This window comes from Streptomyces sp. NPDC050988, assembly GCF_044456225.1.
In the GTDB taxonomy this organism is placed as follows: Bacteria; Actinomycetota; Actinomycetes; order Streptomycetales; family Streptomycetaceae; genus Streptomyces.
On record NZ_JBITFQ010000001.1, the window covers coordinates 933,906 to 948,833 of the forward strand.

The window sequence follows — 14,928 nt, forward strand, 5'->3', positions numbered from 1 at the left end:
GGTGCGCGCCGGATTACCGATGCGGCCTGCCCCGAAGCCGAAAGCCGCCCATCGTGCCGCGACCGTCCGTCGTACGCATTTACGGTTCGCGCCCGCGGTGCAACGGTGCCCGGAGGGGGTGAGACACCATGGCACAGACCCATGAGTGGATGTTCTACGAGGTCATGTGGCGCGGCTGGGCGGGCAAGGGACAGGTTCCGTATCCCGTGCCCTGGTGGGCGCAGCAGGCCTTCCGGCACTGGAGCGACGACTTCGACGCCGGGACGTACGAGTCGAAGGAGGGGGCCTTCGCTTCCAACGCCCTGTACCGCTACTGGCACATGGTCGGGGTCAAGGACCACCGGCAGGAGTCCCTGATCGGGCAGGCCGGTGAGATCGAGCCGGTCTACGACAAGTACTGTCTCTCGTTCTTCCTGCACGATCCGGCGACGGGCACGCTGCGGCTGCCCCAGCTCCCGGACGGCGGAAGCGTCGAACAGCGCATGGAGGCACCGCACTTACCGGTCGTCCTCACGACGTTCCGTACGCCGGAGGGCGTCGAGTTCGTGCAGCGCACCTTCGCCACGCCCGTCGGCGCGCGGCAGCGGGACCTGGTCGTGTCGCGGGTGACGGTGAGCAGCCCGACCGGGCAGCCGCACGAGGGGCTGCTGTGCGCGGCGGTCATGCCCGCGGGGCCGAGCGGGTTCCAGCGGCACGACCGCAACGGCCGTCAGATCGCCGACCGGCGGCTGACCTACCTGCGTCACTTGCCGGACGAACAGCGCGTGGAGACCAACTCGGGGTGGGGGCCGGTCTTCGACACCCCGCCCGAGCAGTACGGCGTGTACGGCAACCCGGACTCCTCCTTCGATCCGGACACGTATCTGGCGCACAGCCCGTTCCACGACCTGGTGACGGGCGGGAAGCTGAACGGCGCCCTGGACGCGCAGGACCAGGTGGCCGGGCTGTGCAGTGCCGTGTTCGCCTGGCCGTTCCGGGTCGCCGCGGACGAGGTCTTCGAACTCGACGTACGGCTGCCGGTCGATCTGTACGCCGGAGCCGACGATCTGGCGGAGCTGAAGGGAACTCCGGCGACTGAACTGGAGTCCGCCAACCGTGACTTCTGGGCGGCGAAGCTGCTGGGACAGGGGCTCCAGCCCCAACTACCCTCCCCGGTCGGTCATCTGACGGATCTCTTCCGGCAGTCGCGGTCGCAGCTGCTGATCCTCTCGGACCACGGGGAGATCCATCCGGGCCCGACGGTCTACGACTCGTTCTGGATCCGCGACTCGTCGGTGGAGGCCACTGCCTGCTCACTGGTCGGCGATTCGGCTCTGGCCGAGCACCAGTTGGGCACGCACTACCCGCTGCGGTTCAACAGGGGCACCGGCCGGATCGGCCCCTGCGCCGAGTACGGCTTCTACGGCGGCCCGCACGAGAAGGACGACCGCGAGTGGGACAGCAACGGCCAGGCGCTGTGGGCGATCGGCCGGTTCGACCGTACTGCCGGCCGACAGGCGGCGTTCGGGGCGAAGTTGTACGTCCCGTACGTGCGCGACGCGGCCCGCTGGCTCCGCGACAACCGTGACGGGTACGGGCTGTTGCACAGCGGCTGGAGCGCCGAGCACCTCGGCGAACGCGACAAGCCCCACTACTGGGACGACCTCTGGGGCCTCGCCGGACTGTACGAGGCGGCGCGCCTCGCGGAACGGATCGACGCACCCGAAGTCCCCGAACTCTGGGCCGCCTTCGACGACTTGAAGCGGGCAACCGGAGACTCCATCCGCTGGGTGCTGGCCGAGCAGCGTGCCCGCGGCGCCTGGGAGACGTACATCCCGACCGGGCCCGCCGACGTCGGACGGCTCGACTCCACGATGATCGGCACGGCCGCCTACTTCCACCCGCTGCGCCTGCACATGGGCAGCAAGCTGGGCGAAGAGGTCGACCGGGCCGCCCGCCTCACCCTGGACACGATGTACGCGCACTTCGTCACCGGCGGCTATCGTCACGAGGCGGCCTGGAACGCGTACGGACCCTATCTGACCCTGCAGTTGGCACACGCGTACCTGCTGGCGGGCGATCCCGCCCGGATGGACGCGCTGCTCGGCTGGACGGTCGGCGCGGGCTTCCCCCGAACGGCGGGCCGGGTGGCGGCACTTGGCGCATGGAACGAGCAGCATGCGTTCCCGGTCGCCTCGGACTTCGCCGAAGTCCCGTACCGGCCTTGGTACATGGGCGACATCCCGCACGGCTGGGCGGCGGCCGAGTATCTGCTGCTGATCCGCGACATCCTCTTCTTCGAGGCGGACGAGGACCGCGATCCGCATCTCTACATCGCGCCGGGCGTACGTCCGCACTGGGTACCGGAAGGCGAACGGGTCGCGGTGGAAGCGGCGCCCACGCTCTTCGGGGAACCGTTCGGGTACCGGCTCGCGCACGATCCGGCCGGGCGAACGGTGACCGTCGACATCACGGAGGCTCCGGACGGCGTGCGGTTCGTCTATCCGTGCCGGTTCGGCCGGGTGCGCGCGGCGTCCGCCGACGGGCGGGAGCTGGAGGTGACGGGCCAGGACGTGCGGGTACCGGCCGGGACGGAGCGGTTCATGGTGACGTACGAATGACGGGCGCCGCCGTCAGTACTGCTGCTGGTGCTGTCGCTGGTCCTGCTGGTCCTGCTGGTCCTGCGTGCGGCGGAGACTGAGCCGCTCCTTCTCGGACAGGCCACCCCAGACGCCGAAGCGTTCATCGTGGTCGAGCGCGTATTCGAGGCAGGCGGAGCGTATCTCGCACAGTCCGCAGATGCGCTTCGCCTCACGCACCGAGCTGCCCGGCTCGGGAAAGAAGAACTCGGATCCGGTCTGGGCGCACAGTGCCTGTTCCTGCCAGGAGAGGTCGGGCGCGGCGATGGTGTCGTTGTGCATGCCCAGGATCGTGCCGCGCACCGAAAAACGTTCGATCAACGCCGGATCAATGCCAGGCCCCGGCACGCCACGGCCGGCTCCAGTGTTGAGCGCGCGGACCCCATGATGTGGGCCGGAGTGGGCGGGCCGCACGGCGGCGCGCCCCAAAGGGCGCGGGGAATTGCGCGCCAAGCCCCCCACCACCCCGCACACCCACAACCGCAAGCACCCAGCCACACACAGAGAGCACCCAAGCACCAAGGGTAACCAAACGCCCCGCCAAGCCCAGCGGCAGCGCCAGGGCGCGTTTGTCAGTGCACGGTGCCAGACTCGGCAGTGCAGGCAACGGGACCCCTCAAAGGAGGGCAACATGCTCACCACCCGTTTCGTCACCGGCGCCCCGAACTGGGTCGATCTCGGCACGAGCGACATCGACGGCGCCACATCCTTCTACAACGGCCTCTTCGGCTGGGACTTCCGGTCGGCTGGACCGGAGTCCGGCGGCTACGGCTTCTTCCAACTGGCGGGGAAGACCGCCGCCGGCGGCATGCAGACCTCTCCCGAACAGGGCCCACCGTCCTGGAACGTGTTCTTCCAGACCCCTGACGCCGACGCCACCGCCAAGGCCGTCGAGCAGACCGGTGGCCGCGTGCTCATGGCGCCGGACGACGTCATGGAGGAGGGCCGGCTGGCCGTCTTCAGCGACAAGGCCGGCGTCTCCTTCGGCGTCTGGCAGCCGGGCCGGCTGCGCGGCATCGACGTCGCGAGCGACCCGGGCTCCCTGTGCTGGGTCGAGCTCTACACACCGGACATCGCCGCGGCGGCCGCGTTCTACAACTCCGTACTGGGCCTGGAGACCTCGGCCATGCCGTTCCCCGGCGGCACGTACACGTGCGTGAATCCAGCGGAGGGCGGCGAGGACTCCATGTTCGGCGGTGTCGTCCCACTGGCCGACGACCCGCTGGAGCGCGAGACGGGTGCTTACTGGCTGCCGTACTTCGAGGTCACGGACACCGATGCCGTGGTCGCCAAGGCCGAGGAGTTGGGCGGCACGGTCCGGATGCCCGCCACGTCACTGGAAGGCGTCGGCCGTATCGCCAAGCTCGCCGACCCGTACGGCGCGCGCTTCGCGGTGATCAAGAGCGAACCACAGAGCTGACCACACAACGGCGACAGGACTGCTCACAGAACTGCTCACAGCCCTGCCGACAGGACTGCCGACAGGACTGGTGACCAGAGGCCTGGCAACAGTGGCCAACAGGCCAGACAGCAGGGCGGACGGTGGCCGGGCCCCCTCGACAGGGACTCGGCCACCGCGCCGTCGACTTCGCCGTCAACTTCTGAACGCAAGCAGATTTCGAGAGCGCTCTCAGTCATAACCCTTGACGCCTCAACTCCCCCTGGGAACAGTGGTGCACCGCAGGGCGCCGATCCCCCCACGGGTCGGCCCATCCCCCTGCCTCCCCCCACATCCCAGGAGACTTCCGTGATCTCACGCAGAGCGTTCCTGTCCGGAGCCGCAGCCGTCGGAGCCACCGCGAGCTACCCCGTCTGGGGAAGCGCCCTCAGCCCCACTGCCGAGGCGGCTCCCGCCACATGTGAACTCGCCCTCAAGAACGCCTCGTTGCCGGGCACGGTCCGCGCGTACGTCACCGGGCACGAGCAGTCGACGGGCGACTGGGTGCTGCTGCGGGCCGACGGCAGCGTCTACCGGCCCACCTCCCCCTCGGCGCCGCAGACCCCGCTGCCCGTCGACTGCGCCATCCCGCTCGGCGCCGCCGGCTCGGCACCGAAGATCCTGACGCTGCCTCAGATGTTCGGCGCCCGCGTCTACTTCGTACGGGACAGCACGCTCAACTTCTTCCTCAACCCGGGCCCCGCGCTGGTGGAGCCCGCGTTCGCCACGCCCGGCGACTCGAACTACGGCAAGACCTGGTCGTTCTGCGAGTTCACGTTCAACACCCAGCAGCTGTACGCCAACATCAGCTACGTCGACCTGGTCACCGCCCTCCCGATCGGCCTGACCCTGGAGGGCGACACCACGCACACGGTCGCGCCCCTGCCCGACGGCGCGGTCGACCGGATCGCCTCGGACCTCACGGCACAGGCGGCCAGGGACGGCCAGCCCTGGGACAAGCTGGTGATCCGCGGCGACGGCGGCTCCGTACTGCGCGTGATCTCCCCGCAGAACCTGATGGCCCCGTACTTCGACCGGCCCGCCGAGATGCCGTTCCGCGACCTCTGGAACAGCTACATCGACGAGGTCTGGGCGAAGTACCGCTCGACCGACCTGAAGATCGACCTCCAGGGCGGCCGGGGCACGCTCACCGGCCGGGTCAGCGGTGACACGCTCACCTTCGCGGGCGGCCACACCTTCGCCAAGCCCACGTCGAAGGACATCTTCACCTGCAACCACGGGCCGTTCGCCAACAACCCGGGCGACTCCGACGACAAGAAGGCCCTCCTCGCCCGCCTCGCCGCCGGCTTCAACCGCTCGATCATGCTCACCCACCCCACCCAGCCCAACGGCACGACCACCGCCGACTACTACAAGGGCTCGGCCGTCAACCACTGGTCGCGTGTCGTACACGCCAACTCGCCCATCGGCTACGCCTTCCCGTACGACGACGTACGCCCGGACGGCCAGCCCGACGTATCGGGCGCGGCCCACGACGGCAACCCGCGCCGCTTCACGGTGACGGTCGGGTCGTAAGCGCGTAGGCGCTCCGCTGGGCCTGCGGTTTCGTCTGCGGGTGAGTCGTGGCTGGTCGCGCAGTTCCCCGCGCCCCTGAAAGACGGGGCTGCGCCCCTGTCTTTCATCTTTTGGGGGCGCGGGGAACTGCGCGAGCAACCCCCACCGGCCCGCACCCAAAACAGAACCCCTCCGCGGAGCGGCTACGCCGAGGCCCGCCTCACCAATGTCGTGGGCAGAACCACACTGGACGGCGCCCCCGCCAATCCGCCGGAGGCCACCGCGGTCCGGTCGAGCCCCCGCAACAGCAGCCGCGCCATCAGCCGACCCATCTCCTCGATGTCCTGCCGGACCGTCGTGAGCGGTGGGTCGGCCTGCTCGGTGAACGGCAGCATGTCGTCGAAGCCGACGACCGCGACGTCCTCGGGCACCCGCCGCCCCCGCTCACGCAGGACGCGCATGGCGCCGACCGCCGTGAGGTCGTTGGCGGCGAACACCGCGTCCAGGTCGGGGCAGCGGTCGAGGAGTTCCCGCATGGCGCGCTCACCGCCCGCCGGGGTGAAGTCGCCCTCCGCGATCAGCTTCGGGTCGGCGTCCACCATCACGTCCCGGAACCCGTCGAGCCGGTCGACCGCCGAGGTCTGGTCGAGGGCGCCGGTGATGTGGGCGATGCGTCGGCGGCCCAGCCCGACGAGATGGCGTACGGCCTCGCGGGCGCCACCCCGGTTGTCGCAGTCGACGTACACCGCGCCGCGCGAACCGTCGCTCCAGCCGGGCCGCCCGCCGTACACCGTCGGCACACCGTGGATGAGGCCGGGCAGCGGGTCGTCGAGGTGCAGCGAGAAGACGAGCGCGCCATCGACATGGCCGCCGGCGAGATAGCGGCCCACGCGCGCGTGGTCGGCGCGCCCCTCCGTGAGCAGCAGTACGAGCTGGGAGTCGTGAGCCGTCAGTTCCTTGCTGATGCCCCGGAGCTGGAGCGCGAAGAAGGGGTCGGCGAAGACCTTGGTCTCCGGTTCGGCGATCACCACGGCGACGGCGTCGTGCCGCCGGGTGACGAGGCTGCGCGCGGCCTGGTTGGGCACATAGCCGAGTTCCTCGACGGCCTGCCTGACCCGCTCGACCAGGGGCTCCCGCACACCGTCACCGCCGTTGACGACACGCGACACGGTGGCCCGGGACACTCCGGCCCTGGCGGCCACGGCCTCCAGCGTCGGGCGGGGCTCTGTCGACTGCTCGGACACCTCGGGGCTCCTCAGGGCGGCGTTTGCGGATCAGGATAGCCGCCGTACGACGCACCATTGAGAGCGCTCCCTGTTCGAATGGTCGAGTGTGCACCCCCGAAGAACCGCCTAACCCACGCCGCAAAGGGGCGCGGGGAACTGCGCGACCAGCCACATCGAACCCGCAGACACCAACCAGCCCCTCAAGCGGAGCTGTCAGTGCTCGTGCGGCTCGTGTGGCTCGTATCCCGGGATCGTCCCGTCCGTCTTCTTCACCAGGAACAGGCCCGCCATTCCCATGTCCGAGTGGCTCTGGACGTGGCAGTGGTACATCCATGCCCCGGCGCCGACGCCCTCCCCGGCGATCACCTGGAAGCCGAACGAGTCGGCGGGTCCCACGATCTTGTTGTCGATGACCTGGCTCGGGTCGTCGGGGCCGGCCAGCAGGCCGGTGCGGTTGTCCGCCCAGCGGTGACCGTGCACATGGAACGTGTGGTAGTACTCGCCGTGCGTGATCATCACGAACTCGACGCGATCGCCCACCGTGGCCTCGAAGTTGGGGCTCTGATGGCCGGGCTTGTTGTTGATCGTCATGTCGTTGAAGACGATCGTGTGCGTCTTGTCGGGGAGGATGTCGCCCTTGCGGCGGACGATCACAGGACCGTAGAGGCCCTTGCGGAGGCCACCCGTGCCGTGTTCGGTGCCGACGACATGGTCGTGGTAGTGCCAGTAGCCCGCGCTGCCCGCCCGCCAGGTGCCGTCCTTGCGGCGGCCGGGGGCGTGGGTGCGCCAGGTGTACGTACGGGTGTCGCCCGGTTCCACCTGGGACCTGCTCAGCTTCGTGCCGTCGCTGGAGATCTCGTAGTCCAGGCCGTGGACGTGCAGACTCGCCGCCACGTCCATCGTGTTCTCGACCTCGATGTGGGCGGTGTCGCCCTCGTTGAGTTCGATCAGCGGGCCGGGGATCGAGGCCTTGCCCTTCTCGAAGCCGTAGCCCATCGATCCGTCGGCGAGCTTCTCGATGTAGAGCTTGAGGTGCTTCACCTCGCCGCCCGCGGGCGCGGTCCGGACCGGACTGTCCGCGGAGGTGGCGTCCTGCGCCGCCACGAGCGACAACGATGTCGCGACCGTGGCCACCGCGGCCCCGCCCAGCACCATCCGCCGGCTGAGGCCGCGTCTGTCCATGTCGTCCGTGGTGCCCATGCCGAACTCCCCCAACTGGGTGCGGAATCAACGGAATTGACGGAATTGAAGGACCGAGTGACAGAGACGAACCCGGGAGACGGTAGTGGCATCGCGCCCGTTTATCCACACCCAGGACAAAGTTCGTGCGATCCCGGTCATACCTATTGGCGAGTTCCACGAAAAGGTCTAGCTTCCATGGCGCTGTTGCTGTGACCGACGAGGGATGGGTGACCACATGCGGCGCACTCCGCATCAAAAGCCCTTGACCGTACGAGGGTTGAGCATCACCAGACGCAGAGCCAGACACAGGGGCTGGGCGGCCGCGCTGGCCGCCGGAGTCGTCACCGCGGGTGTCCTCTCGGGGCCGGCCGCGAGCGCGCGCCAGGCGCCCGACCCGGCGCTGACAACGATGTCGATCAAGTCGCCGCCCGGCGGCGCCAACGTACGTGTGCTGATCTTCCACGGATCCGCGGCGAACGGCGAGGAGTCGCCCGTCGTCAACGCCGGGATCGAGGCGATCGAGGACATCGGCCTGACGGGGCCGGCGGCACAACGGTTCAGCGTGACGGCCACGGACGACGCCTCGGTCTTCACCAACGACACGAAGCTCAGCCGCTTCAACGCCGTCGTCTTCCTGACCGGCGGCGGTGACATCCTCGAACCGGAGCAGGAGTCCGGCCTGGAGGCGTACATGGAGGCGGGCGGCGGTTTCCTCGGCATCCATGACGCGGCCCGCGCCGAGCCCTACTCGGACTGGTTCTCGGGACTCGTCGGCGCCCGTCCGGCGGCCGGCAGCCCAACCGCCGTACAGCGCGCAACCGTTGAGGTCGGTGACCGTCAGCACCCGGCCACCAAGGACCTCCCGCTCCAGTGGAAGCGCCCCGACCAGTGGCTGAACTGGGTCAAGAACCCGTCCGGCGACGTGCACACCGTGGCCCGCGTCCGCGAGTCGACGTACCAGCCGGGCGACAGCAAGAACGGCGCGGACCACCCGGTGTCCTGGTGCCGCGACTACGACGGCGGCCGCTCCTTCTACACCGGCATGGGCGGCACGGTCTCCTCGTACGACGAGACGGACTTCCGCGCCCATCTGCGCGGCGCCCTGAACTGGACGACCCGTATCGCGCAGGCCGACTGCAAGGCCACGATCAACGCCAACTACAAGGCGGAGCGCCTGACCCAGCCCAACCAGCCGGGGCAGAACGACCAGATCGGCGAGCCGCACGGCCTGGTCACCGCGCCCGACGGCCGTGTGTTCTACATCGGCCGGGGCGGCGCCGACTCCTCGCAGCCCGTCGTCACGGACTGGAACAACCCGGACATCGGCAAGGGCAAGGGCGAGATCCACGTCTACGACCCGAAGACCAAGAAGGTCTCGCTGGCGGGCGCGCTCACCGTCTTCGGCAACAAGGGCGGCGGCGACGAGCTCATCAAGGTCGAAGAGGGCCTGCTGGGCATCGAGTTGGACCCGCGGTTCGAGGAGAACGGCTGGGTGTATCTGCACTACACGCCCCACTCCCGGATCAACCGCGACACCCGGATGGCCGAGCGCTACGTCTCCCGCTTCACGCTCAACTCGACCACAAGCAAGCTGGACATGAGCAGCGAGAAGGTCCTGCTGAAGTGGCCCGTCCAGATCCACAGCTGCTGCCACTCGGGCGGCGGCATGGCGTGGGACTCGAAGGGCAACCTCTACATCGCGACCGGCGACAACAACTCCAGTGGCTTCAGCGGCGGTTACTCGGGCAACAACCCGCAGCCGAACTACAAGGGCGTCTCCTTCGCGGACGCGCGCCGCACCGCGGGCAACACCAACAACCTCAACGGCAAGATCCTGCGCATCCACCCGGAGCAGGACGGCACGTACACGCTGCCCGAGGGGAACCTCTTCACGGGCAAGGAGACCGCCGAGGGCGGCGGGAAGACGCGCGGCGAGATCTATGTGATGGGTGTCAGGAACCCCGCGCGCATCTCCATCGACAAGAAGACGGACACCCTGTACGCGGGCTGGGTCGGCCCGGACGCCGGGGCGCCGTCGACGACCTGGGGGCCGGCGAAGTACGACACGTTCGCCGCGATCACCAAGCCGGGCAACCACGGCTGGCCGTACTGCATGGGCAACAAGCAGCCCTACCGGGACCGCAACCTGCCCGATCCCAACCAGCCGCTCGGCTGGTACAACTGCGACGCGCCGAAGAACGAGTCGCCCAACAACGACGGCCTCGTCAACCTGCCGCCGGTCACCTCCAACACCATCTGGTACTCGCCCCAGGGCGGCGGACCGGACTTCCCGCGTGACGCCAACGGCATCCCGTCGTACAAGGCGGAGGACCAGAAGTTCCTGCTGCCGTGGCTGAAGGGCGGCGGCCAGGCGGCCATGGACGGGCCGGTCTACCGGTACGACGCCACGACCGCGAGCGACGCCAAGTGGCCCTCGTACTGGGACGGCAAGTGGTTCGTCGGCGACTTCTACGACGCCGACCAGCCGCGGCACGCCGTGCTCCTCGACCCCAAGACGGCCGGGCAGGGCGGCATTCCGGTGCACGCCGAGTCGCTGAAGAAGATCATTCCCATCGGCAACGACGGCATCAAGAACCTCATGGACTGGAAGTTCGGCCCCGACGGCACGCTGTACGTCCTCGACTACGGGCGCGGCTTCTTCACGTCGGACTCCAAGTCCGCGCTGTGGCAGGTGACGTACAAGGGCGGTGGCCCCACGCCTGCCGCCGATCAGCTGGCCAGGGAGGCGCAGTGACAAGCGTGACGGACATGCGAAGGCGAAGAACTGGACGGCTGTGGACGGCACTTGTGGCGTCGCTGCTGATGGTGCTCGGGCTAGCGTCCACCTCGGCGTCCGGCCAGACCGACGGCGCCCCGGCCGGCGCGGCAGCCGCCGCGCAGACACTCACATGGACGGCCGGCGACGACATCACCAAGTACACGTCCGCGCCCACCACGGCGGTCGCGGGCCCCACGACGATCGTCTTCGAGAACAGCAAGGCGACCGGCAACACCACCGGAATGCCGCACACGTTGACGTTCGACGTGTCCGACCCGGAGTACCAGAACGACGTACCGCTGAACATCCTGGCCAGCCCGAACGACGACCAGGGCGGCAAGTACACGGCCGAGGTGACACTCACTCCCGGCCGGTACCGCTACTTCTGCACCATCCCCGGCCACGGCCAGATGCAGGGCATCCTCGTGGTCACCGAGGGCACCGGCGAGGACACCACGGCACCGGAGACCGCGGCGGACGTGAGCGGTACGCAGAACGCGGACGGCGCGTACGTCGGTTCGGCGACCGTGACGCTCAGCGCGACGGACGCCGGTTCGGGCGTGGAACGGATCGAGTACGCGATCGGTGACGCGGGTGCCTGGCAGCCGTACACCACACCGGTCGTGGTCGATCAGGTCGGCGCCCACAAGGTCCGCTACCGGGCGCTCGACAAGGCCGGGAACATGGCCGCCGAGAAGGCGGAGTCGTTCACGGTGGTGGCCAAGCCGACGGACGACACCACTCCCCCGGAGACATCGGCCTCCGTGACCGGTGAGCAGAACCCGCAAGGGGAGTACCTCTCCATGGCGACCGTCACGGTGACGGCCTCCGACACGGGTTCCGGCGTCAACACCATCGAGTACGCGATCGGTGACGCGGGTGCCTGGCAGCCGTACACCGCCCCGGTCATGGTCCACGAGGTGGGCACCCACAAGGTGCGCTTCCGGGCCACGGACAAGGCGGGCAACGCGGCGGCCGAGAAGTCGGTCTCGTTCACCGTCGTGGCGCCGCCCGAGGAGGACAAGACTCCCCCGGTGACCGGCGTGAGCGTCGACGGCACGAAGAACTCGTCCGGTGCGTACATCAACAACGCCAAGGTGACGGTGACCGCGACGGACGCGCACGGCTCGGGTGTCGAGGCGATCGAGTACTCGCTCGACGGCGGTCCGTATCTCGCCTACACCGCGCCCGTGGTGGTCGACCGCGTGGGCGCGCACACGGTGGCGTACCGCGCTCGTGACAAGGCGGGCAACACGTCCGACGCCCGGTCCGTGAGCTTCACGGTCGCCCCGGGCGGCGGTGTGCCGGCGCCCAACTGTGCCGAGTACGACGAGCGGTTGACGGTCATCGTCGGCACGATCGACTCGGGCGTGCCGAACCGGATCACCAACAGCCGGTGCCGCATCAACGAGTTGATCGAGGACGAGAAGGAGTGGACCTCCCACGCGCTGTTCCTCAAGCACGTGACGACCGTCCTCGACGCCCTCCTCAAGGAAGGTGTCGTCGTCCAGCGCGAGTACAACCTGATCAACAAGGCGGCCAAGCAGTCGGGCATCGGTAAGCCCGGCCAGACCGAGGGCTACCGGACAATCCTCGACGGAACTCCGGCGTCGTTCGCCAAGTGGCAGCACGTGGGCGGCGGTTCGTTCGGCCTGAACGCCGACGGGACCATCACCTCCGGCACGACGAAGGCCGGGCTCGGCATGCTGTGGTTCCCCGAGCGCAAGTACGGGGACTTCTCGCTGAAGCTCCAGTGGCGTGACGACGCGCCGGGCACGGGCAACGCCAACTCCGGTGTGTTCGTGCGGTTCCCGGGGGTCCACGGTCATCCGGAGGAGTCACGGCCGGAGTGGGTCGCCATCAAGTACGGGCACGAGGTCCAGGTGTTCGACAGCCCAACTGGCGACATGTACAAGACCGGTTCGGTCTACGGCTTCGACCGCGTGGGTCTGGCCGGAGCCGGTGTCACCCAGAAGGGCACCTGGAACGACTACGAGATCCGTGTGGTGGACCAGCACTACTCGATCTACCGCAACGGTGCGCTGATCAACGAGTTCGACAACACCGGTGGCCAGGACTTCACCCCGCCGCGCTCGGACGACCCGGGCACGGACGGGCGACGGTTCGCCTCCGGCTATCTCGGACTGCAGGTGCACGGCACGACGGATGTCGTCTCGTACCGCGACATCAGGATCAAGGAGCTGTAGGGCCGTTCTCCTTCCTGGCCCTGCTCGGCTGTACCCGCTTGGGCTCACCCGGCATCTTCGGGTACTCGGGCGGGTACGGCAGATCGCCCAGGCCGTGGTCGTGTTCGTCACGGCTGGCGAGTTCGAGCAGGGCTTCGAGGGAGTAGGCGTGCTCGTCCATGTCCGCGTGCACATCGCCGAGTTCGGCGAAGCGCGCGGGCATGGTCGCGAGGTCGAAGTCACGGGGTACGGCGTCGGGGACCTCGTCCCAGGTGAGGGGTGCCGACACCGGGGCGTGCGGGCGGGGGCGTACGGAGTAGGCGGAGGCGATGGTGCGGTCACGCGCCGTCTGGTTGTAGTCGACGAAGATCTTCTCGCCCCGCTCCTCCTTCCACCAGGCCGTGGTCACCTGCTCCGGCATCCGGCGTTCCAGCTCACGTCCGACGGCGATCGCAGCCCGGCGGACTTGGGTGAAGGTCCAGCGCGGCTCGATCGGCACGAAGACGTGCAGACCACGCCCTCCGGATGTCTTGGGAAAGCCGCGCAGATCCCCGTACTCGTGGAGCACCTCGCGCAGTTCGTGGGCGGCGCGGACCGCGTCACCGTAGTCAGTGCCCGGTTGCGGGTCGAGGTCGATGCGCAGTTCGTCCGGCCGGTCGACATCGTCGCGGCGTACCGGCCACGGATGGAAGGTGAGCGTGCCGAACTGGGCGGCCCACACGACGGCGGCGACCTCGGTGGGGCACATCTCGTCGGCGCTGCGGCCACTGGGGAAGGTGATGTGCGCGGTGGGGATCCAGTCGGGCATGTTCTTCGGCGCCCGCTTCTGGAAGAACGACTCACCGGTCACGCCGTCCGGGTACCGCTCCAGGGTCGTGGGCCGGTTCCGCAGCGCGCGCAGGATGCCGGGGCCGACGGCGATGTAGTACTCGGCGAGGTCCCGCTTGGTGAACCCACGCTCCGGAAAGAAGACCTTGTCCGGACTGGACAGCCGCACCTTCCGCCCCGCCGCCTCCAGCTCCACCGCGTCTCCCATGCCAGCCACGGTAGGCGCATGGCGCGCACCTCGCATATCAGGGCGCATGTCACCACGCCGGGCGAGTCACCTCCGACCCGTGCAGAATCGGAACATGATTCTGCGACCATGCGCCTACTGCCTGGTCAGAGGCTATGCCGACCCTCCGCCCGCTGGCCGATCGCGGTCAACCTGGCGGCCTTGATGGTGCTCGTGGCGGCAGCCCTAGTCGTCACGCCCCCCGTGGGCACGCTCGCGCCAGCACTGTGGGCCGGGGTGCCCTGCGCAGTCGTGGTCGGCATCGGTGTTGTCGCGGCGATCAGTCGAGGGTGTGGCAGCTAACCGAGTGGGATCTTGGCGAAGGACTCCCACTCGTACATCTGGTTGTCGCGGTGGATCACGATGAGTTCCGCCGTAGAGATACGAGCCGCAGCCGGGGTCGGGGCGAGCTCGCTCAGGGCCTGGGCGATGGGCTCGGCCGGCCCGTCCCCGGCGCTGTAGGCGACAGAGACATGCGGGGTGAAGCCTTCTGCCTTCTCCGGGGCCTCGCCAAGGACGTCGGCGATTGCCTCCCTGATCGCGCCCCGCACAGCGCGGACGGGCCCGTCCGGTTCGACGTGCAGCAGCACGGCTTCAGGGTCGAGGACCGCCGGCCCGAGCTGGAGGTCGAAGGCCGGGACTGCGGCGAGGCGTGCGCGGGCGGCGTCGGTGATCGCGAGTACGTCTGTTTCCTTGGCCTCCCCGACGAAGCCGATGCCTTGCATGGTCAGGTGCAGCCACTGATCGGGGATCGGGGTCAGGGCGTCTCCGAGAGGGGCGAGCGCGGACCGGTACTCGGCGGCGAGCCGGTGCACGTCGTCCTGGCCCTCGAACGTCAGATGCCAGGTGTAGAAGCGACGGCCCACGCTCCAACCGGGCCGCCACCACCAGTGGTTGCGCATGGTGTCGGGTTGAGAGGTCATAGCCCGA

The 14,928-nt window shown here is 68.9% G+C and carries 10 protein-coding genes; 5 read left to right on the plus strand and 5 right to left on the minus strand.

All coding sequences use genetic code 11. The features are described 5' to 3' along the window. The first annotated feature begins 128 nt into the window (after window positions 1-128). Complete coding sequence (locus ACIBEI_RS04180; RefSeq protein ID WP_398884808.1) at window positions 129-2,600, plus strand: hypothetical protein; 2,472 nt, start codon at window positions 129-131, stop codon at window positions 2,598-2,600. A gap of 12 nt (window positions 2,601-2,612) precedes the next feature. Here the strand turns inward: ACIBEI_RS04180 and ACIBEI_RS04185 are convergent, their stop codons facing one another. Then, window positions 2,613-2,900 carry a WhiB family transcriptional regulator gene (locus ACIBEI_RS04185; RefSeq protein WP_398884810.1) on the minus strand — a complete coding sequence of 96 codons (288 nt, stop codon included), beginning with the start codon at window positions 2,898-2,900 and terminating at the stop codon, window positions 2,613-2,615. Window positions 2,901-3,249: 349 nt separating this feature from the next. On the opposite strand from ACIBEI_RS04185, the gene ACIBEI_RS04190 reads away from it, so the two are divergent. Together ACIBEI_RS04190 and ACIBEI_RS04195 are read left to right on the plus strand one after the other, a co-directional pair. Further along, on the plus strand, window positions 3,250-4,038 hold the full coding sequence (locus ACIBEI_RS04190) for a VOC family protein (protein WP_398884812.1): 789 nt from the start codon (window positions 3,250-3,252) through the stop codon (window positions 4,036-4,038). 327 nt (window positions 4,039-4,365) lie between these two features. Beyond that, window positions 4,366-5,592: a glycoside hydrolase family 64 protein gene (locus tag ACIBEI_RS04195; RefSeq protein ID WP_398884814.1), complete on the plus strand. Its 1,227-nt coding sequence runs from the start codon at window positions 4,366-4,368 to the stop codon at window positions 5,590-5,592. Between the two features lie 182 nt (window positions 5,593-5,774). Here ACIBEI_RS04195 and ACIBEI_RS04200 read toward each other — a convergent pair whose 3' ends face one another. Next, complete coding sequence (locus ACIBEI_RS04200; protein ID WP_398884816.1) at window positions 5,775-6,815, minus strand: LacI family DNA-binding transcriptional regulator; 1,041 nt, start codon at window positions 6,813-6,815, stop codon at window positions 5,775-5,777. A 195-nt stretch (window positions 6,816-7,010) separates the two neighbouring features. Beyond that, a complete protein-coding gene (locus tag ACIBEI_RS04205; RefSeq protein WP_398885114.1) occupies window positions 7,011-7,979 on the minus strand; it encodes a multicopper oxidase domain-containing protein in 969 nt (322 codons plus the stop codon). Between the two features lie 325 nt (window positions 7,980-8,304). On the opposite strand from ACIBEI_RS04205, the gene ACIBEI_RS04210 reads away from it, so the two are divergent. Then, the gene (locus tag ACIBEI_RS04210) at window positions 8,305-10,734 is read left to right on the plus strand and encodes a ThuA domain-containing protein (protein ID WP_398885116.1); all 2,430 of its coding nucleotides are present in this window, start codon (window positions 8,305-8,307) and stop codon (window positions 10,732-10,734) included. Window positions 10,735-10,748: 14 nt separating this feature from the next. Then, window positions 10,749-12,965 (plus strand): OmpL47-type beta-barrel domain-containing protein, encoded by a 2,217-nt coding sequence (locus ACIBEI_RS04215; protein WP_398884818.1) that lies wholly within the window; start codon window positions 10,749-10,751, stop codon window positions 12,963-12,965. Here ACIBEI_RS04215 and ligD read toward each other — a convergent pair. Then, window positions 12,952-13,980 (minus strand): non-homologous end-joining DNA ligase, encoded by a 1,029-nt coding sequence (gene ligD, locus ACIBEI_RS04220; RefSeq protein WP_398884820.1) that lies wholly within the window; start codon window positions 13,978-13,980, stop codon window positions 12,952-12,954. The two genes, ACIBEI_RS04215 and ligD, sit on opposite strands and share 14 nt — an antisense overlap. A 317-nt stretch (window positions 13,981-14,297) precedes the next feature. Further along, a complete protein-coding gene (locus ACIBEI_RS04225; protein ID WP_398884822.1) occupies window positions 14,298-14,921 on the minus strand; it encodes a 2'-5' RNA ligase family protein in 624 nt (207 codons plus the stop codon). Window positions 14,922-14,928: the final 7 nt, after the last annotated feature.